The sequence below is a fragment of the Nocardia sp. NPDC058114 genome, assembly GCF_042884695.1.
Lineage (GTDB): Bacteria > Actinomycetota > Actinomycetes > Mycobacteriales > Mycobacteriaceae > Nocardia.
Genome location: NZ_JBHVTK010000003.1, coordinates 554,613 through 572,721, shown reverse-complemented (window position 1 = coordinate 572,721; position 18,109 = coordinate 554,613). Strand labels below are relative to the sequence as shown.

Annotated in this window: 15 protein-coding genes; 6 read left to right on the top strand and 9 right to left on the bottom strand. The window is 68.5% G+C overall.

From position 1 onward, the window contains the following. Nucleotides 1-16 precede the first annotated feature (16 nt). The gene (locus tag ACFVVI_RS15045; RefSeq protein WP_387445792.1) at nucleotides 17-2,599 is read right to left on the bottom strand and encodes a UvrD-helicase domain-containing protein; all 2,583 of its coding nucleotides are present in this window, start codon (nucleotides 2,597-2,599) and stop codon (nucleotides 17-19) included. Nucleotides 2,600-2,976: 377 nt separating this feature from the next. Between ACFVVI_RS15045 and ACFVVI_RS15040 the strand changes: the two genes are divergently transcribed. Next, nucleotides 2,977-3,270 carry a chorismate mutase gene (locus tag ACFVVI_RS15040; RefSeq protein ID WP_056816138.1) on the top strand — a complete coding sequence of 98 codons (294 nt, stop codon included), beginning with the start codon at nucleotides 2,977-2,979 and terminating at the stop codon, nucleotides 3,268-3,270. A gap of 102 nt (nucleotides 3,271-3,372) precedes the next feature. Here the strand turns inward: ACFVVI_RS15040 and ACFVVI_RS15035 are convergent, their stop codons facing one another. Continuing rightward, nucleotides 3,373-4,827 (bottom strand): NAD-dependent succinate-semialdehyde dehydrogenase, encoded by a 1,455-nt coding sequence (locus ACFVVI_RS15035; RefSeq protein WP_378993284.1) that lies wholly within the window; start codon nucleotides 4,825-4,827, stop codon nucleotides 3,373-3,375. A 190-nt stretch (nucleotides 4,828-5,017) separates the two neighbouring features. Here ACFVVI_RS15035 and pgi point away from each other — a divergent pair, with 190 nt between their 5' ends. Continuing rightward, a complete protein-coding gene (gene pgi, locus ACFVVI_RS15030; protein WP_387445791.1) occupies nucleotides 5,018-6,661 on the top strand; it encodes a glucose-6-phosphate isomerase in 1,644 nt (547 codons plus the stop codon). Here the strand turns inward: pgi and ACFVVI_RS15025 are convergent. Genes ACFVVI_RS15025 through ACFVVI_RS15010 form a run of 4 tightly spaced genes read right to left on the bottom strand, consistent with a single transcriptional unit; the run spans nucleotide 6,630 to nucleotide 10,221 of the window. Then, a complete protein-coding gene (locus ACFVVI_RS15025; protein WP_378993286.1) occupies nucleotides 6,630-7,196 on the bottom strand; it encodes a potassium channel family protein in 567 nt (188 codons plus the stop codon). The genes pgi and ACFVVI_RS15025 overlap by 32 nt on opposite strands. Before the next feature lie 59 nt (nucleotides 7,197-7,255). Further along, nucleotides 7,256-7,921, bottom strand: a complete 666-nt coding sequence (locus ACFVVI_RS15020; RefSeq protein ID WP_378993288.1) for a nucleoside/nucleotide kinase family protein — start codon at nucleotides 7,919-7,921, stop codon at nucleotides 7,256-7,258. A 47-nt stretch (nucleotides 7,922-7,968) separates the two neighbouring features. Next, complete coding sequence (locus tag ACFVVI_RS15015; protein ID WP_387445790.1) at nucleotides 7,969-9,597, bottom strand: acyl-CoA dehydrogenase family protein; 1,629 nt, start codon at nucleotides 9,595-9,597, stop codon at nucleotides 7,969-7,971. Between the two features lie 18 nt (nucleotides 9,598-9,615). Then, nucleotides 9,616-10,221, bottom strand: coding sequence for a TetR/AcrR family transcriptional regulator (locus ACFVVI_RS15010; RefSeq protein ID WP_387445789.1), 606 nt, complete (start codon nucleotides 10,219-10,221; stop codon nucleotides 9,616-9,618). Nucleotides 10,222-10,285: 64 nt separating this feature from the next. Here ACFVVI_RS15010 and ACFVVI_RS15005 point away from each other — a divergent pair, with 64 nt between their 5' ends. Then, on the top strand, nucleotides 10,286-11,098 hold the full coding sequence (locus ACFVVI_RS15005; protein WP_387445788.1) for a crotonase/enoyl-CoA hydratase family protein: 813 nt from the start codon (nucleotides 10,286-10,288) through the stop codon (nucleotides 11,096-11,098). Continuing rightward, nucleotides 11,098-12,465 (top strand): hypothetical protein, encoded by a 1,368-nt coding sequence (locus ACFVVI_RS15000; protein WP_387445787.1) that lies wholly within the window; start codon nucleotides 11,098-11,100, stop codon nucleotides 12,463-12,465. The genes ACFVVI_RS15005 and ACFVVI_RS15000 overlap by 1 nt, the downstream gene beginning before the upstream one ends. Here the strand turns inward: ACFVVI_RS15000 and ACFVVI_RS14995 are convergent, their stop codons facing one another. Then, the gene (locus ACFVVI_RS14995; RefSeq protein ID WP_378993294.1) at nucleotides 12,466-13,155 is read right to left on the bottom strand and encodes a TetR/AcrR family transcriptional regulator; all 690 of its coding nucleotides are present in this window, start codon (nucleotides 13,153-13,155) and stop codon (nucleotides 12,466-12,468) included. It abuts the gene before it with no gap. A gap of 57 nt (nucleotides 13,156-13,212) precedes the next feature. On the opposite strand from ACFVVI_RS14995, the gene ACFVVI_RS14990 reads away from it, so the two are divergent. Beyond that, nucleotides 13,213-13,887, top strand: a complete 675-nt coding sequence (locus ACFVVI_RS14990; RefSeq protein WP_387445786.1) for a DUF4386 family protein — start codon at nucleotides 13,213-13,215, stop codon at nucleotides 13,885-13,887. Here the strand turns inward: ACFVVI_RS14990 and ACFVVI_RS14985 are convergent. After that, entirely contained in the window at nucleotides 13,836-14,528 is a 693-nt protein-coding gene (locus ACFVVI_RS14985; protein ID WP_387445785.1) for a TetR/AcrR family transcriptional regulator, read from the bottom strand. The genes ACFVVI_RS14990 and ACFVVI_RS14985 overlap by 52 nt on opposite strands. 44 nt (nucleotides 14,529-14,572) lie before the next feature. Then, the gene (locus tag ACFVVI_RS14980; RefSeq protein WP_387445784.1) at nucleotides 14,573-15,871 is read right to left on the bottom strand and encodes an alpha/beta hydrolase; all 1,299 of its coding nucleotides are present in this window, start codon (nucleotides 15,869-15,871) and stop codon (nucleotides 14,573-14,575) included. Between the two features lie 132 nt (nucleotides 15,872-16,003). Between ACFVVI_RS14980 and ACFVVI_RS14975 the strand changes: the two genes are divergently transcribed. Further along, nucleotides 16,004-18,106 carry a bifunctional lysylphosphatidylglycerol flippase/synthetase MprF gene (locus ACFVVI_RS14975; protein ID WP_387445783.1) on the top strand — a complete coding sequence of 701 codons (2,103 nt, stop codon included), beginning with the start codon at nucleotides 16,004-16,006 and terminating at the stop codon, nucleotides 18,104-18,106. The last annotated feature ends 3 nt before the right edge of the window (nucleotides 18,107-18,109 follow it).

Below are 18,109 nucleotides of genomic sequence, written 5' to 3'. Positions count from 1 at the left end.
GGGCGGGAGTCCACCATCACAACTTCACAATCGTCCGGCTGAACTGCGGAATCAGCCGAATCTTGCCCGCCGACCCGAAGTCGATGGTCACCGTAGCCAACGGCCCCACCCCATCGGCGGCCACAACCCGCCCCAACCCGTACTTGTCATCGGTAACCCGATCCCCCACGGCAAGAACCAGTTCGGTGTTGTTCCGCTTCACCGCCCCGCCCGGCGCGGGCCGGCGCTCGCCGGATCCGCCACGCACACCCGGCCGCTGATCCCACCCACTCCCACTGGTCCAATCCCGATCGAACCCACTGTCCTCACCCCGGCGCCGCCCGCGCTGCACCGGCGAGACAACCGGCTCCAATCTGCGCCAATCCAGCAGATGCTGCGGGATCTCCTGCAGGAAACGGGATTCCGGGTTCGACACCGGCTGCCCCCAGCCGGACCGCACCACAGCGCGCGAGAGATAGAGCCGCTGGCGAGCCCGCGTGATCCCCACGTAGGCCAGACGACGTTCCTCGGCCAGCTCGTTCGGGTCCCCCAGCGCCCGCATGTGCGGGAATTGCCCGTCCTCCCAGCCGGTCACGAAGACCACCGGGAATTCCAGCCCCTTGGCTGTGTGCAGCGTCATCATGGTGACCACGCCGGTGCCCTCATCGGGGATCTGATCCGTATCGGCGACCAGCGACACCCGCTCGAGGAACGCAGCCAGCGACCCCGGCTCGGGTTCGCCGTCGCCCGCCTCCGGCACCAGCCCTTCCTCACGGGCGGCCTCGGCGTTGTTGAATGCCTCGGAACTGAATTCGCGTGCGACGCTGACCAATTCGTTGAGGTTGTCGAGCCGCGCACCGTCCTGCGGATCGTCGGAAGCTTCCAATTCACCGCGATATCCGGTGCGGTCGAGCACCGCCTCGACGACATTGCCCACATCGGGATAGTCGCTGTCGGCCCGTTTTCCGGCCACCCGGATCTCCTCGAGCAGATCGAGGAATCCCGCGATGGCCCGCTGCGCGCGGGTATTCAGCAGGGCGACTTTGCCTTCGGCGGCATCACGCAGCGCCGCGGCGAAGCCGATACCGCGCTGTTCGGCATGCACTGCCACGCACGCCTCCGCACGATCGCCGATCCCGCGACGTGGAGTGTTGAGAACGCGGCGCACACTCACCGCGTCTTCGGGATTCTCCAGCACGCGCAGGTAGGCAACCACGTCGCGCACTTCTTTGCGCTCGTAGAACCGCACACCACCGACGACCTTGTACGGCAGGCCCATGCGGATGAAGATCTCTTCCAGCGCACGCGAATTGTTGTTGGTGCGATAGAACACCGCCACGTCGCCGTAGTTGGCCTCGCCCGTGTCGACGAGCCGATCGATCTCCTTGGCGACGAAGGACGCTTCGTCGTGCTCGTTGTCGGCGACGTAGCCGGTGATCAGTTCACCTTCACCGGAATCGGTCCACAGTTTCTTCTCGCGCCTGCCCTCGTTGCGCGCGATCACCGCGTTGGCGGCGGACAGAATGCGCTGGGTGGACCGGTAGTTCTGTTCCAGCAGAATGGTTTCCGCGTCCGGGAAGTCGCGTTCGAATTCCTCGATGTTGCGGATGGTGGCGCCACGGAACGCGTAGATGGACTGATCGGCGTCGCCGACCACGCACAGCTCGCTCGGCTCGACCGCCTGCTCCTGCGCCGTGCTGTGGTGCCCCACCAGCTCACGCACCAGCACATACTGGGCGTGGTTGGTGTCCTGGTACTCGTCGACCAGCACGTGCCGGAACCGGCGCCGGTAGTACTCGGCGACCTGGGGATGGTTCTGCAGCAGGGCCACCGTCTCGCCGATCAGATCGTCGAAGTCCATCGCGTTGGCCGTGCGCAGTCGCCGTTGGTACTCGGCGTAGACCCGGGCGACCAGCGCGGGCAGTTCGGTGTCGTCGGCTTCGGCGTCGGCGGCGGCCTTTTCCGGACCGATCAGTTCGTTCTTCAGATTCGAAATGGCGGTCGACAGCAAACGCGCCGAATACTTCTTCGTATCGATCTCGAAATCGCGACTGATCATCGTCAGCAACCGACGAGAATCGTCGGCGTCGTAGATCGAGAAATTCGAATTCAGGCCGGGCAGCAGGGCCGCCTGCATCCGCAGAATGCGCACACAGCTGGAATGGAAGGTCGACACCCACATGCTGGCCGCCCGCGGACCGACCAGCCCGGCGACCCGTTCCCGCATCTCGGCGGCGGCCTTGTTGGTGAAGGTGATGGCCAGGATCTCCCCGGTGCGGACGCCGCGCGCCGCGAGCAGATAGGCGATCCGGCGGGTGAGCACGGCGGTCTTGCCCGAGCCCGCGCCCGCCACGATCAGCAGTGGGGAGCCCGCGTGCATCACCGCGGCACGCTGGGGCGGGTTGAGCCCGTCGAGCAGACGCTCGATCTCCTCGGCACGCTGTTGTTCCCGCTCCTGACGACGCTGTGACTGGTCGGCGCTGTTTCTCGCCGCCGCCTGAGCCAGCGCGGACACGCCGGTGCCACCCCCGTCCCGAGGCGCTGGCACGGCACCCTTCGCCGCGGGCGCGGGTTCGCTGGGATCGGTGGCTGAGGCGTGGGGAGCGACCGTGATATCCATCGTGTGTCCACGCTACCGGCGGGCACCGACAAGCCGCGAACTGCCGCTACCACGATGACCGGACAGCGACAGCCGGGCAAACTTCCGGTGAACCCGGCCAGGTCGACGCGGGCGACGCTTGGTGAACGTTCTCAGCGAATTCACAAACAGAACTGTTTTGCCTACCTAGCGCCCCGTGGCAGACTGAGCCACATGGTCAGCGCTTCTCCGCATGTCCGGGTCGGCAGCCGATCCGATATCGTGGCGGGGAGTACTGATCGCGCACTCCCGGGGGGATCCAGTACTGCCCATCGGGAAAAGTTTCAGGGTGACGGAACAGATCGGGTAACAGGCCGTTCGGTTTGACCGATCCAAGTTCTGACACGAGGAGATGAATGATGAGCACCCCTGCTACGACCACCGGCTCCGATTCGGCCTTGCCGCAGTCCGAAGCTGAGATCGACAAGCTCCGCCTCGAGATCGATCAGCTCGATGCCACGATCCTCGCCGCGATCAAACGCCGCAGCGAGATCTCCCGGATCATCGGCCGCACCCGGATGGCTTCCGGTGGTACGCGCCTGGTCCACAGCCGTGAGATGAAAGTTCTCGAGCGCTTCAGTGAGCTGGGCCAGGAGGGCCACACCCTCGCCATGCTCCTGCTCCGCCTCGGCCGCGGCCGTCTCGGCCGCTAGCCCCCAGACCACAAACCATGCGGCGGACCAGCCAGTTCGCCGCTTCCGAAAAGCCGCCCCGGGTGCGACACCATCCCCGGGGCGGTTATTTTTCTGCCCGGCTCAGGTCAGGGCGATGTATTTGGTGTTCAGGTATTCCTCGATGCCCTCGGTGCCGCCCTCGCGACCGAAGCCCGATTCCTTGACGCCGCCGAACGGGGCGGCGGGGTCGGAGATGACGCCACGGTTCACGCCCACCATGCCGCTCTCCATCGCTTCCGAGATGCGCAGCGCACGGTCGAGATCTCGGGTGAACACGTAGCTGACCAGACCGTATTCGGTGTCGTTCGCGGCGGCGACGCCCTCTTCGTCGGTGTCGAACGCGACGATCGGGGCGACCGGACCGAACACTTCCTCGCGCAGGATGCGGGCGGACGGCGGGACATCGCCCAGGATCGTGGCGGGGTAATACCACCCTGGACCGCCGGGAACCTTGCCGCCGATCAACGCTCGCGCGCCCACGGCGACAGCATCGTCGACCAGGTCGCTCACGATCTCGCGCTGATCCTCGCTCACCAGTGGGCCGAGGGTGGTCGCGGCGTCGGTGCCGGGGCCCATCACGACGGTGTCGGCCATCGCGGCGACGAACTTCTCGGTGAACTCGGCGACCACACCGCGCTGGACGTAGAACCGGTTGGCGGCGGTGCAGGCTTCGCCGCCGTTGCGCAGCTTCGCCTGCATCGCACCGGCCACGGCGGCGTCGATATCGGCATCGTCGAACACGACGAACGGCGCGTTGCCGCCCAATTCCATGGACGTGCGCAGCAGCCGGTTCGCGGACGCCGCAACGAGCTTCTTACCGACTTCGGTGGAGCCGGTGAAGGTGAGCTTGCGCAGCCGCGGATCGTCGATCAGCGGGCCCGTGACGGCCCCGGAACGCTGGGTGGTGATCACCGACAGCACCCCGTCGGGCAGGCCTGCCTCGCTACAGAGCTCGGCCAGCGCCAGCATGGTCAGCGGCGTCGCCGAGGCGGGCTTGACGATCATCGTGCAGCCCGCCGCCAGCGCGGGCCCGATCTTGCGGGTGCCCATGGCCAGCGGGAAATTCCACGGCGTGATCGCCAGGCACGGACCCACCGGCTGCTTGGCGACCATGATCCGCCCGGTTCCCGACGGCGCGTTCAGATACCGCCCGTGGATCCGCACGGCCTCTTCGCTGTTCCAGCGGAAGAACTCGGCGCCGTAGCGCACCTCGTTGCGGCTCTCCGACAGTGCCTTGCCCATCTCGAGCGTCATCAGCAGCGCGAATTCCTCCGCTCGCGCGGTGAGCTGCTCGAACACCGTCCGCAGGATCTCGCCCCGCTCCCGCGACGGCGTCGCCGCCCACGCCGGTCCCGCCGCGACGGCCGCGTCCAGCGCCCGCATCGCGTCCTCGGGAGTCGCGTCGGCGACCTGCGCGATCACCGTCCCATCGGCCGGATTGTGTACGTCGAAAGTGCCACCCCCGGTGGCGTCGACGGGCCCGGAGCCGATCCACAAACCCTTGGGTACGAATTCGAGTACATCGCGTTCAGACACTGTCCCGCCTCTCCGAGAATGTAGCGCGTCGTCCGGGAGCTCGACTGGCAGCTCTCGGCCCTGCGTCGCGTGCGCGGCAGTGGGAGGCGGTGGGGCCTCGTGCCCGGCACACTCCCAGACCGTACCGGTGGCTTGTCGGGGTCGTCGACACCCGCGCGCCTGCCCGCCGGTAACGCGGTACCCTCGGCTCGTGAGCAGCAGCGACATCACCGCGTCGGCGGCCTGGCAGGCACTGCACAGCAATCACCGCACCGTTGCGCCGATGCACCTGAGGCAGCTGTTCGCCGATGACCCGGCACGCGGTCGCGAGCTGACGATGCAGGTGGCGGACCTGCACATCGACTACAGCAAACATCGCGTGACCCGCGAAACCCTGCGCCTGCTCGTCGATCTCGCGCACACGGCGGGTGTGCCGCAACGCCGCGACGCGATGTACGCGGGCCAGCACATCAACACCTCCGAGGATCGCGCGGTCGGCCATATCGCCCTGCGCCTACCGGTCGGCGACCAGCTCTGCATCGACGGCACCGACGCCGATGCCGAGGTGCACGACGTCCTGCGCCGGATGGGCGAATTCGCTGATTCCGTGCGCTCGGGCACGTGGCGCGGCGCGACCGGCGAACGCATCGAGACCATCGTCAATATCGGCATCGGTGGCTCGGATCTGGGCCCCGACATGGTGTATCGCGCACTGCGCCACTACGTCGACGCGGGCATCGGTGCCCGTTTCGTCTCGAATGTCGACCCGGCCGATCTGGTCGCCAAGCTCACCGGCCTCGATCCGGCCACCACCTTGTTCATTGTCGCGTCCAAGACGTTCTCGACGCTGGAAACCCTCACCAACGCCACCGCCGCGCGCCGCTGGCTGGTCGACGCGCTCGGTGAGGAAGCGGTCGCCAAGCATTTCGTCGCGGTGTCGACGAACGCGGAACGCGTGGCTGCCTTCGGCATCGACACCGCCCACATGTTCGGCTTCTGGGATTGGGTCGGCGGCCGATACTCGGTGGATTCGGCGATCGGCCTCTCGGTGATGGTGACCATCGGCAAGGAGCAGTTCGCGGAATTCCTCAGCGGAATGCACGCCATAGACAAGCATTTCGCCACCGCGCCGCTGGCGGAGAACGCGCCGGTCCTGCTGGCGATGCTCGGTGTCTGGTACTCGAATTTCTTCGGCGCGGAATCCCGTGTGGTCCTGCCCTATTCGAATGACATGGCCCGATTCCCCGCCTATCTCCAGCAATTGACGATGGAGTCCAACGGCAAGTCGGTCCGCGCCGACGGCACCCCGGTCACCTCGTCGACCGGCGAGATCTTCTGGGGCGAGCCGGGTACCAACGGCCAGCACGCTTTCTACCAGCTCCTCCACCAGGGCACCCGCCTGATCCCCGCCGATTTCCTCGGCTTCGCCAGGTCCACCGACGACCTGCCGACCCGCGACGGCACCGGCAGCATGCAGGACATCCTGATCAGCAACCTGTTCGCGCAGTCGAAGGTGCTGGCGTTCGGCAAGACCGCCGAGGAGATCCGCGCCGAGGGCACCGACCCGGAACTGGTGCCACACAAGGTGATGCCGGGCAACCGGCCCAGCACCACGATCCTGGCCGCGGAGCTCACGCCGTCGGCGCTGGGTCAGCTGATCGCGCTCTACGAGCACCAGGTGTTCGTCGAGGGCATCATCTGGGGTGTCGACAGTTTCGACCAGTGGGGTGTCGAGCTGGGCAAGCAGCAGGCCCTCGCCCTGATGCCGCTGCTGAGCGGACCGGAAAAGCCGGTGTCGGTGGGTGATTCGTCGACCGACGAGCTCATCGAGTGGTATCGGGCGCATCGCCGCTGACCTTGTGCGCGGCACGGGTCGCGGCCTGGATCCGGCCGGTCACGCTGGTAGTGATGATGGTGAGCAGGGTGCCGAGCACCACCAGGTCGAACACGATCTGCACCATCGTGGCGATGCGCGCGGCCTGACCGACGGCGTGCACGTCGCCGAATCCGACGGTGCCGAGGGTGACGAGCGTGTAATACAGTGCGTCGGTGCGAGTTTCGAGCCCGGCGAACTGATCCGGATGAAGCTGCTGCAAGCGGTAGTAGAACAGGGCGAACACCACACCGACGATGCATACGAGCAGCAGCAATCCGTCGACCTGTGCTCCCGCGGCGGTCGGCTCCCGCAGATAGTTGTCGATCCGCCGCCAGACCAGCCAGCCCAGCCCCGCGATCCCGCCGGCGAAGAGGACCACCCCTACCAACCGCCCCGGCCACGCGTCGAGCTCGAACATCCAGCCCACCGGCACGCTGTAGTACAACAGCACCGCGCACAACGCCGCCGCGCCGTTGCGCATCGCATGCCCGGGGAACCGCCGACCTCGCGTCATCACTCCATGATTGCCCCGAAGCCGCCGATTTCCGTGCCACACGCGCCGTTCGACACGAATCAGGTCACGCGATAGCCGTCCCCCACCGCGGTCAACACGTGGTCAGCGCGGTTCCTGCTCGCCGCGATGAGATCGGCGTTGCGCAGATCGCTCCCCAGCACCTTCTCCTGCGCCTGGTCCGGTGTTCGCCCGCCCGCGGTGTGCCGGTCCATGAGTCGTTCGGTGAGCACCTGCCGCGGCGCGTCCAGGTACCAGCAGGCGTCGAGCAGCCCGCGGACATCCGCCCAACCCGGTGCCTCGGTCTCGGTCAGCAGCAGATAGTTGCCCTCGATGACGACCACCCGCTCGTCCCGCACGACAACACCGCCATCGGTCGGCTCGTCGATCGCGCGATCGAACAGCGGCCACGGCACCGGCGCTCCGACCGGCGCTTCCCGCAGCAACCGCAGATCCGCGACGAACCCGCCCGCATCGAAGGTATCCGGCTCACCCTTGCGCGCCAGGGCGTTCCGCGCCCGCAACACCTCGTTTCGCAGGTGATAGCCATCCATCGGCGCCACCGCCGCGGGCCGCCCCGACCGGCACAGCTCGACGCGAAGCCGCTGCGCCAGTGTCGATTTCCCGGCTCCCGGCGGCCCGGCGATCCCCAGCAGAAACCGCTCATGACGCACCGGGACCCGTTGCGCCAGTTCGCCCACCGACAGCACCTCGTTCGCCCAGGTCACGGGCCTACCCTACGCACCGGGTGGCAGCACGCGAGGACAAGACGGACTCAGCGAACGTCGACGAAGCCTCGCTCGAGGATCGCACCGGTGTCGACGCCGACGGGCAGCGTGCCGAAGGCGATGCCCCAGTCGGCGCCGAGGCGGGTGGCGCAGAAGGCATCCGCGACGGCGGGATGCCCGTGCCGCACCAACTGTGCGCCCTGCAGGACGAGTGCCATCAGTTCCACGACGCGGCGGGCACGATACTCGATATCGGACAGGTCCGTGAGTTCCTTGCCCACCCGGTCGATCGCGTCGTCGAGGCGCGCATCGGCGCCGCGGGCGAGTCCGACCTCGGCGAAATAGGCCTCGACCGTCTCGGGCTGACGTCCCATGGCGCGCAACGCGTCCAGCGCCGCCACATTGCCCGACCCTTCCCAGATCGACATGAGCGGCGCCTCGCGATACAGCCGCGGCATGCCCGACTCCTCGGCATAGCCGTTGCCGCCCAGGCATTCCAGTGCTTCGGCGGCGTGGGCGGGAGCACGCTTGCAGACCCAGTACTTGGTGATGGCGAGCGCGATGCGGCGCAGCGCGGCCTCGGCCGGATCGCTGCCCGCGCGGTCGGTGGCCCCGGCCAGTCGCATCATCACCGTGGTCGCGGCATCCGATTCGATGACGAGGTCGGCCAGCACATTGCGCATGGCGGGCTGGTCGATCAGCTCGGCGCCGAAGGCTTTTCGGTGGCGGGCGTGGTGGATCGCGGTGACCGCGCCGAGCCGCATGCCGGTGGCCGAGCCGATCACGCAGTCGAGACGGGTCATGTTGACCATCTCGATGATCGTCTTCACGCCTGCCCCCTCGGCGCCGACGAGCCAGCCGGTGGCGTTCTCATATTCGATCTCCGAGGACGCGTTGGACTTGTTGCCCAGCTTGTCTTTCAGCCGCTGGATGCGGAGGGGGTTGCGGGTGCCGTCGGGCAGTACCCGGGGCAGCAGGAAACACGACAGGCCGCCCGGGGCCTGCGCGAGCGTGAGGAACATGTCCGACATGGGCGCCGAGGTGAACCACTTGTGCCCGACGATGCGGTACGAGCCATCGGGTTGTGGTGTGGCAGTGGTGGTGTTGGCCCGGACGTCGGAGCCGCCCTGCTTCTCCGTCATCGACATGCCCGCGATGAGACCGGCCTTGGTCGATGGTTCACGCAAGCCGAAATCGTAGGTGCGCGAGCCCAGCAGCGGCTCGAAGCGGGCCGCCAGTTCGGGGTTGTGGCGCAGCGCGGGCACCACCGCGTAGGTCATCGAGATCGGGCACATGTGTCCGGCGTCGGCGGCGCCCCAGGTGTAGAACTTGGCGGCGCGCGCGGTGTGCGCGCCGGGCCGCTCGTCCAGCCACGGCGAACCGTGCAGCCCATGTGTCACCGCGACATTCATCAGGTCGTGCCAGTGCGGGTGGAATTCCACCTCGTCGACACGATTGCCCCACCGGTCGTGGGTGTGCAGCACCGGCGGGTACTCGTTGGCGAGTCTGCCCCACTGCTGCGCCGCGAAACCGCCTGCCAGCGCGCCGAGTTCGCGCACTTCGGCTTCGGCCCAGCCCGCGCCTTCGCGGTGCAGACCTTCCAGCAGCGCGGGGTTGCGCGCGGCATCGAAGGGGATCAGTGGTGGCGCCTGGTTGAAGACTTCGTGGGTCGGCATATCCGGTAACTCCTTCGACTACAACGTTTCCGGGCGCGCACCGAGTGCGCGCACGGCGAAAGCGACCAATTCGGGGATGACGGTCTCGGCGTGCGGCGCGGCGGCCAGCGGGCCGACCAGCACCTCGCCGATCGCGCCGACGAGGGCGGCGGCGGTGAGGCTCGATTCCTGGGCAGGCAAGCGGCCTTCGGCGACACCGTGTGCGATCGCGGTCTCGAACGACGCGGCGAACGCCCGCCGGAATTCCAGCCGCTGCGCGTCGACGGCGGCGTCGACGGGCTCGGCCAGCAGCACGTAGGCAAGTTTCGGATTCTTCATCGCGCGCCCGGCGAAGGTCTCCACCGCGGCGGTGACCCGCCCCACCACGTCACCCTCGGCCACCGCGGCCCGGACCGCGTCGACCTCGCGGGCGACGACCGTCTCGAAGACCGCCGCGACCAATTCGGCCTTGTTCTCGAACTGCTTGTACACGGTGCCGGTCGCGATGCCGGCCTCCGCCGCGACCGCCGCCATCGACAGCCCGGCGAACCCGTCACGGGAGAGCACGCGGGTGGCGCCGTGCACGATCAGCGCCCGTTGCGCGTCGAGCCGGGCCTGTACGGCCGGGGTCCTGCGGTACACCATGTGAAGAAGTGAACCATTGATTCACCTCTTCACACAAGGGGCACCGTGGCCGTATGGTCGAGGAATGGAAACAGGTTCACCCGCCGAAACCAGCGCATCCGGTCCGGCGAGTTCGGTGCGCGTCGAACACGCGGGCCCGGTCACGACGGTGATCCTGGATCGCCCACACGCACGCAACGCGGTGGACGGCCCGACCGCTCGCGCGCTGGTGGAGGCGTTCCGCGCGTTCGACGCCGACCCCACCTCCTCGGTCGCCGTGCTGTGGGGCGAACACGGCACCTTCTGCTCCGGCGCCGACCTCAAAGCTCTCGGCACCGAGAACAGCAATCAGGCCACCGAAGACGGTGACGGCCCGATGGGCCCGACCCGGCTGCGCCTGTCCAAGCCGGTGATCGCGGCGGTGTCCGGATACGCCGTGGCGGGCGGGCTCGAACTGGCCTTGTGGTGTGATCTGCGAATCGCCGAGCAGGACTCCATCTTCGGCGTCTTCTGCCGCCGCTGGGGCGTCCCGCTGATCGACGGCGGCACCGTGCGCCTCCCGCGCATCGTCGGCGAAGGTCGCGCACTCGACATGATCCTCACCGGCCGCCCGGTGAGCGCGCCCGAGGCGCTACAGATGGGCCTGGTCACCCGGGTCGTGCCCACCGGCGATGCCCGCCGCGCGGCAGAGGAACTGGCCGCCCAGCTCGCCGCGCTCCCCCAGACCTGTCTGCGCACCGACCGCGCCGCCCTGTACGACCAGTACGGACACACCGAGGAGGAGGCGCTGCGCGTCGAATTCCGGCACGGCATGACCGCCCTGACCGGCGGCGCACTCGACGGCGCCGCCCGCTTCGCCGCGGGTGAGGGCAGGCACGGTAGCGCCGACCACCGCTGATGGACCGCCTCACGGTCGTCGACGAGATCTTCCTGCGGACCCACCGCGGGATGGGCACCCCCATCGCGCTACAGGGTCTGTGGCGTACTCCCGATGCGATGGAACCCGCGCTGTTGCAAGCGATTCACGATCACTTGCGGATGGGCAGGCTCGGCCGCAGGGTGGTCGGCTCCCGGCTTCCGGGCGCCCGCAGAGGCTGGCAGCCCAACACCAGCGCCCACCCCCTCGACCTCCTCCCGAACCGGACCGCGATCTCCGAGACCGGCTGGCCGGCAATGCCGATCGCCCAGCACGATTCCGGTCGCGGTATCGGCCCACTCCCCGCCCACGCGGTCCTGCCATGGGCCGACAGCCTCGGCACCGATCTGGACCCCGAGTTCGCGCCCGGCTGGCGCCTGTCCGCTGCCCGCCTCGACGACGGCGGAACCGTTGTCGCCCTGACCTGTTCGCATGTCCTGGCCGACGCCCGTGGCCTGATCCACGCTGTCACCGCCGCCCTGCGCTCGCTCGATCCGGCGCACGCCTCGATCGGCCTAGCGCCCACCAGCGAAACGCGTTACTGGACAACGTCGTCGGAGTGGACGGATGCGGTCTCCCAGTGGGTCACCATCTTCGGCGGCACGACCCGTGCGCTGTTACGCAGGTTCCCCCGGCGGGCGGCCCGACCGACCACGGACCACGTTCCGCGCGAGTCGGCCTCCAGCAGCGCTGCGCCGGCGAATCCCGGTTCGACCGGCGACCGGCACCTGCGCCCCCTCCTGCTGACCTTCGATGCCGCCCACTGGGACACCACCGCGAGCACCCTCGGCGGGACCCCGAACAGCCTGTTCATCCACTTGATCGCGAACATCCTGTGGCAGAACGGCTTCCCGAACCCGATCATCACCGCGAGCCTGCCCGTCGACACGCGCGAGGAACCCCGAGTCGACAACGATCTCGCGGTGACCGAGATCGCCATCCACCGCGTCGACACCCCCGCGACCATTCGCGACAAGGCGAGGTCCGCCTATCAGCACCGAATGTCCAGCCCCGCGGGCCTGCCCGAGGAGATCCTCCAGGTGATCCCCGACCGCTGGGCCTACACCCTCAGCAAGGGCGCGGGCGAGCGAGACATCCTGTGCTCCAACATCGGAACCCTCCCCGACGCGGTGCGAAGAGTCGGCCCGCACGACTGCACCCGGGTGGCCGCCCGCGCGATCCATCCCGGCATCACCGCCTTCCCCCGCACCCAGCTCGCGGGCTACCTCTCCCACCTCGGCGATACCTACACACTCGCCCTGGTCAGCCTCGCCGCCGACAACGATTCCCTGCCCGAGGCCGTCGACAAAGCCTATGCGGCAACGGGATTACATCCCGCGCCCTGGTAGTCAGCCGGCAGCGATCCCCGTGAGCAAGGCACGCAGCCCCCACACGAACTGATCCTCGGAGTTCCACGCTGCCATCGCGTCGACCTGTGCCGCCGAGCGTGGCCAGCGGTCGCCGTCGAGCAGGGCCAGCCCCTCGCGACGTTGCGCGACCCGCTCGGATTCCGGGGTGAGCGGCGGCTTTCCGTCGGTCTCGGCGACCGTGAGCGCGATGCCGCCGAGCACCTGCACGATCAGCGAGTACACACCGTTCGCCTGCCTCGCCTCGGACAAACCGCCTCGAGCCAGGCACCCGAACAGCGCCTCGCCGACATCGCTCGCCGACGGCCCGTCCATCGGCCCCGACATCATCAACAGCGCGACCGCCGGATGCGCGAGCAGCTCCGCGCGCAGGCCGCGCGCGAACTGGATCACCGCGTCGGCCCACTCCACGCCGGGGTCGCGCAGGGGTTCGAGGGCAACCGCCGAGAGCACGCGTTCGATCACGGCGCGCTCCAGATCGGCCCGGCTCGCCACGTAGGTGTACACGGCATTGGGATTCACCCCGAGCTTGCCCGCCACCGCCCGGATCGACAGCGCCCCGGTCCCGCCCTCGTCGAGGAGCTGTAGCGCGATGTCCACCACCTGCTCTTCGGTGAACGAGCGCCGCGCCGGCCGCGCCGCGCCGCCACCTGTTGACTTCGCCTTCGACATGCGGTGGACTGTACCCCGTACAGCTACCTGTACCCCGTACAGCCAGAATGGATTCTCGTGCACAACAAGCCATGGACCACCATCACGCTGCTGATCGGCGCCCCGATCCTGATGAACCTCGCCTTCGTCGGCCTCGGGATGACGTTCGACTACCCCGACGTCCTGCAATTGCCCGCCACCGAGGTCCTCGCCCGATTCCGGGCCGAGCAAGCCACGATCGTCACGCTGTTCGCCCTCCTCGCGGCCGCGGCGTGCGCTTTCGTCCCGTTGTCCGTTCTGATCGGGCGCCTGGACGACTCCCCCACGATGCGCTGGGCGGTGCGAGCCGGCATCGCCGCCGCCCTCGTGCAAACCATCGGCCTGCTGCGCTGGCCACTACTGGTCCCCACCCTGACCGACGCGGACACCTTCGAACGACAGCACACCCTGCTCGGCACCCTCCTGGGCGAAACCGCCGGCTACACCCTCACCGCGATCTGGACCGCGCTGGTCATCGCGGCCCTGCGCACCCCGCGGTGGTTCGCCGCACTCGGCTACACCAGCGCCGCCGCCATCGCGACCGGCGTCGTCATCCCGCTCGGCATCGAGCCCGCCGCCGTCGTCAACTTCCTCGGCTACGTGTTGTGGAGCGGGTGGCTGCTGGCCTTCGCGGCCCTGCTCGGCCGCGGCGCGTTCGCGCGTCAGGTCGCCGTCATCCCGACGAGCAGCACACGAAGCCCCCAGACGAACTGATCCACCGAGGTCCAGGCGGCGATCTCCTCCAGGTGCGCCGCGGTGCGCGGCCACCTGGTTGGATCCAGGTCTCGCAGCGCCGCGCGGCGGGCCGCGATCCGCTCCGATTCGCCTGGCAGCGGCGGCTTTCCGTCGGTTTCCGCCACGTCGAGGGCGATCGAACCGAGCACGTACACGAATACCGCGTAGACCCCGTGCGCACGGATGGGCGCCTGGAGGCCGCCGCGGGCGAGGCAGACGAACAGCGACTCGGTCATATCCCGTGCCACCGGTCCATCGGCCGACGGACTGTCCATCGGCCCCGACATGATCAACTCCGCCACGGCGGGGTGGTCGAAGAGCCGAGCGCGCATGCCGAGCGCGAACTGGATCACCGCCGCGGTCCACTCCACACCGTCGTCGGAGAGCGGCCCGAGCGCCACCGACGACAGCACGTTGTCGATCACCGCGCGTTCGAGGCCGTCCAACCCACCGACGCGGGCGTGCACAGCGTCCGCGTCGATCCCGAGCCGTCGCGCCACCGCACCGACGGACAGGGCCCCCGCGCCGTCCGCGTCGACGATGGCGAGCGCGGCCTCGGCGATCTGCTGCTCGGCGGGCGGGCCACCAACGTCCGTACCTGGGGTTTTCGCCTCGGACATGCGTCGAACTGTACTCCGGGGACCCTCGCGGAATCCGTCGCCGATCAGGGTGTCAGGCCGAGCCGGGTAGCCAGCCACGGCAGCTGATCACGCAGCCCGAACTCCCACAGCGCGAAGCTGTGTCCGCCGGGCAGAATTCGTAACCGCACGTCCATCCCCGCGTCCTTCGCCGCCTGATACATCCGCTCCACCTGCGGCCGGTACGTCTCGTCATCGGCGCCGACCACGAACGCGCCGGCGGAGTCCGGATACGCCCGCGTCCGCAGCAGATCGAGCGGGTTGACCCGCAGCAGCGCCGCGGTTTCCCCACCGAACGCGGCGTCCACCGTGCGCTGACGGTCACCCAGGGTCGGCTCGTCCTCACCCGACATGTCGAGGAAGGTGGGATAGACGGCGGGGTAATTGGTGGCGAGTTGCAGTGCGCAGGTGCCGCCGTAGGAGAGTCCGCCCACCGCCCAGGAACGCGGATCCGGGTCGATCTGCAGATTCGCTCGCGTCCAGTTCGGCACGTCGACGGCCAGGTACGTGGCGACATTGCCGAGTTTCGAGTCCAGGCACAGCGGGTTCGCCAGCTGGGAGCCGGTCCCGTCGGCCACCACGACGACCGGTGCGAGCCCGTTGTGCGCGCGGGCGAACGAATCCATGGTCTCGACCAGCTGCCCACCGACGAACCAGTCCTGCGGCGCACCCGGCTCACCGGCGAGCAATACCAGCACCGGCAGCAGCGGACGTGGATCCGCGAAATAGGCGGGCGGCAGATAGATCTGGGCATCGCGCGCGGTGAATCCGGACGCTGTCGGCGGCACCGTCGCGGTCAGAACTCGCCCGCCGTCGGGCAATCCACCGGGCGCGGGCCAGGCCGGCTCGAGCGGACGCGCGCTGATCACCTGCTCGCGCCGGGTCAGCTCACGCGCGTCGACCCGGTCGATCTGTTCGACCCCGAGCGCCGCACCCACCGTCGGATACGACGCGTACTCCAGGTTGATCCTGACTCCCACCGCCACCAGCACCGCCACGGCCGCGAGCACAGTCACCACGCCGGTCCACACCGTCCGGCGCACCAGGATTCGCGGCACCACCAACAGCACTGCCGCCACCGCGATCCCGATCAGCACGTACACCGACACGGCGATCGGATCGGGAAAGGGCCGCCACACCTCCTCCACGAACAAGTACAGCGCCACGGTGAGCACCACCGCGGCCAGCACCACGATCGGCATGATCGTCGTGACATATCGTCGTACGCGAGGTAACAGCAACCAGACCGCACCCAGGGCGCCCAGGACCGTCAACGCCACCGGCAACCATCCGGTGAGCAACGACAGATCGGTGATTCGCGTCATCTCTGACCTCCACAGATGCCACCTCGACTGCCCTGGCGCGCGCATCGCGGTCCTGGTACGACCGCGATGACATACGGTACACAGACGACCTCACCGCGCCGGTGCGGCGCACTCGCAGCAAAGGGTGGTTCTATGAGCGACAACGCGGCTGCCCCCGAATCGGCGCCCTCGCGCGGCGTCACCATGGCGCACACTGTGATCCGCCGGATGCCGTTCACCCTCGGCTTCCTCGTCGTGGTCGCGATCCTCGGCATCGCCGGCGGTGGTCTGTGGCGCAGGCTCGACGAGCGTTCCTGGTATCCCGATATCGCCTACGGCTGGCCGCCGCTCACCGAGGGCAAGTGGTGGACGCCGCTGTCCGGCTGGTTCTTCGGACTCACCCCCTTCCAATACTTCTGCATGGCAATCATTTTCGCGGCGGCGGTCGGCTGGACGGAGTGGCGGCTCGGCACCGTGCGCACCGCACTGGTCTGTCTGTCGGGCCAGCTGATCGGCATTCTCGGCGCGTCGGTGACGGTGGGGCTGCTGGCCCACACCCATCTCGGTTGGGCCGACCGGCTTTCCGAGGTCCGCGATGTCGGATTCACCACGGCCGCGTTCTCGGCGCTGGCCGCGGTCTCGGCAACGCTGCGGTCGCCGTGGCGCCTGCGGGTACGCGCTGTGCTGATGGCGCACGTGGCGCTCACGTTCCTGTTCGAGTCGACCTTCGCCGATCTCATGCATCTCATCGCGATCGCCGTCTGGCTGCCCGCGGGCGAAAAGCTGTTCAGCCGCACCGAACACGGCTTCTGGCCCCGCACCCGACGTGAGGTTCGCATGCTGGCCTTCATCGGCCTGCTGGTGATCGCGACGGCCTCGGTGGCGGTGTACTTCTTCCCCGGCAACAGCCTGCTCGGTCCCACCGAGAACGAACGCGGCTCGCTGTGGAGCACGATCCTGACCGTGGTGGTGATCACGGTGGTGGCCGAGCAACTGCGGAAAGGCAGGCACTGGGCGTGGTGGGGCACTCTCGCCTACGGCCTGCTGCACGTGGTGTTCACGCTGGTGCTGCTCGGCGTGGCCATCGGCACCGACTTCGAGACCGAAGGCGCGGTGACCTTCGGAACAGGTCTGCTGTGGGCGGTCGAGGTGGCGCTGCTCTACAGCGGCCGCGGCGCGTTCCGGGTGCCCGTGCGGCGCAAGATCACCGACGGCGCACTCACCGGCACCGATCCCGGACATGCGGTGCGCGCCTTGCTCGCCCGCTACGGCGGCAGCACCATGTCGTGGATGACGACCTGGCCGGAGAACAAATACTGGTTCGCTGCCGACGGTGAACGCTGCGTCGCCTACCAGCGTCACGCGGGCACTGTCATCGTGCTCACCGATCCGATCGGCCCCACCGAACTCCTCCCCGCCACCATCGCCGGGTTCACCGATCGCTGCGAAGCCGACGGACTCGTCCCGTGCCTGTTCTCCACCACCGAGGCCGTCGCCGAGATCGCGGGCGAACTCGGTTGGCGCAGTGTGCAGATCGCCGAGGACACCATCGTCGACCTGCCGCAGCTCGAGTTCAAGGGCAAGGCGTGGCAGGACATCCGGTCCGCGATCAACAAGGCGAACAAGGAGGGCATCGAGTTCCGGCTCGTCGAGCTGGCCGACGAACCGTTCGCGGTGATCGCCCAGGTACGCGCCATCTCCGAGGAGTGGGTGGGCGAAAAGGGGCTGCCCGAAATGGGATTCACCCTCGGCGGCGTGGAGGAGGCACTCGACCCGGCCGTGCGGGTGGGGCTGGCCGTCGACGCCAAGGGCAGCGTGCACGGCGTCACCTCCTGGTTGCCCGTCTACGGCCCCGGCGACGAGATCCGCGGCTGGACCCTCGACGTGATGCGCAGGCGCCCCGGCGGTTTCCGGCCAGTGGTGGAATTTCTCATCGCCTCGTCCTGCCAGGAGTTCAAAGAGGAAGGCGCCGAGATCGTTTCGCTCTCGGGCGCACCGTTGGCGCGCAGTGCGAGGACCGACGGTGCCGAGCCCATCGACCGTCTGCTCGAAGGGCTCGGCGCCGCGATGGAGCCGTATTACGGCTTCCGGTCACTGCATACGTTCAAGGCCAAGTTCCAGCCCCGGCACGAGCCGGTGTACCTGTGCTACCGCGACGAGGCGGACCTGCCCCGCATCGGCATCGCTCTGACGAAGGCATACCTACCCGAGGTCTCGGCCAAGGATCTGATGACTCTCGGGACGTCCGGCAAATAGACG

What these genes read in the sequence shown, in the direction of transcription:
- ACFVVI_RS15005 (WP_387445788.1), top strand. Translation starts at nt 10,286, where the DNA reads ATGGAAACAGGTTCACCCGCCGAAACCAGCGCATCCGGTCCGGCGAGT.
- ACFVVI_RS14975 (WP_387445783.1), top strand. Translation starts at nt 16,004, where the DNA reads ATGAGCGACAACGCGGCTGCCCCCGAATCGGCGCCCTCGCGCGGCGTC.
- ACFVVI_RS15025 (WP_378993286.1), bottom strand. Translation starts at nt 7,196, where the DNA reads ATGACGCGAGGTCGGCGGTTCCCCGGGCATGCGATGCGCAACGGCGCG.
- ACFVVI_RS15010 (WP_387445789.1), bottom strand. Translation starts at nt 10,221, where the DNA reads ATGGTGTACCGCAGGACCCCGGCCGTACAGGCCCGGCTCGACGCGCAA.
- ACFVVI_RS14985 (WP_387445785.1), bottom strand. Translation starts at nt 14,528, where the DNA reads ATGTCCGAGGCGAAAACCCCAGGTACGGACGTTGGTGGCCCGCCCGCC.
- ACFVVI_RS15015 (WP_387445790.1), bottom strand. Translation starts at nt 9,597, where the DNA reads ATGCCGACCCACGAAGTCTTCAACCAGGCGCCACCACTGATCCCCTTC.
- ACFVVI_RS14995 (WP_378993294.1), bottom strand. Translation starts at nt 13,155, where the DNA reads ATGTCGAAGGCGAAGTCAACAGGTGGCGGCGCGGCGCGGCCGGCGCGG.
- ACFVVI_RS15045 (WP_387445792.1), bottom strand. Translation starts at nt 2,599, where the DNA reads ATGGATATCACGGTCGCTCCCCACGCCTCAGCCACCGATCCCAGCGAA.
- ACFVVI_RS15000 (WP_387445787.1), top strand. Translation starts at nt 11,098, where the DNA reads ATGGACCGCCTCACGGTCGTCGACGAGATCTTCCTGCGGACCCACCGC.
- ACFVVI_RS15040 (WP_056816138.1), top strand. Translation starts at nt 2,977, where the DNA reads ATGAGCACCCCTGCTACGACCACCGGCTCCGATTCGGCCTTGCCGCAG.
- ACFVVI_RS14980 (WP_387445784.1), bottom strand. Translation starts at nt 15,871, where the DNA reads ATGACGCGAATCACCGATCTGTCGTTGCTCACCGGATGGTTGCCGGTG.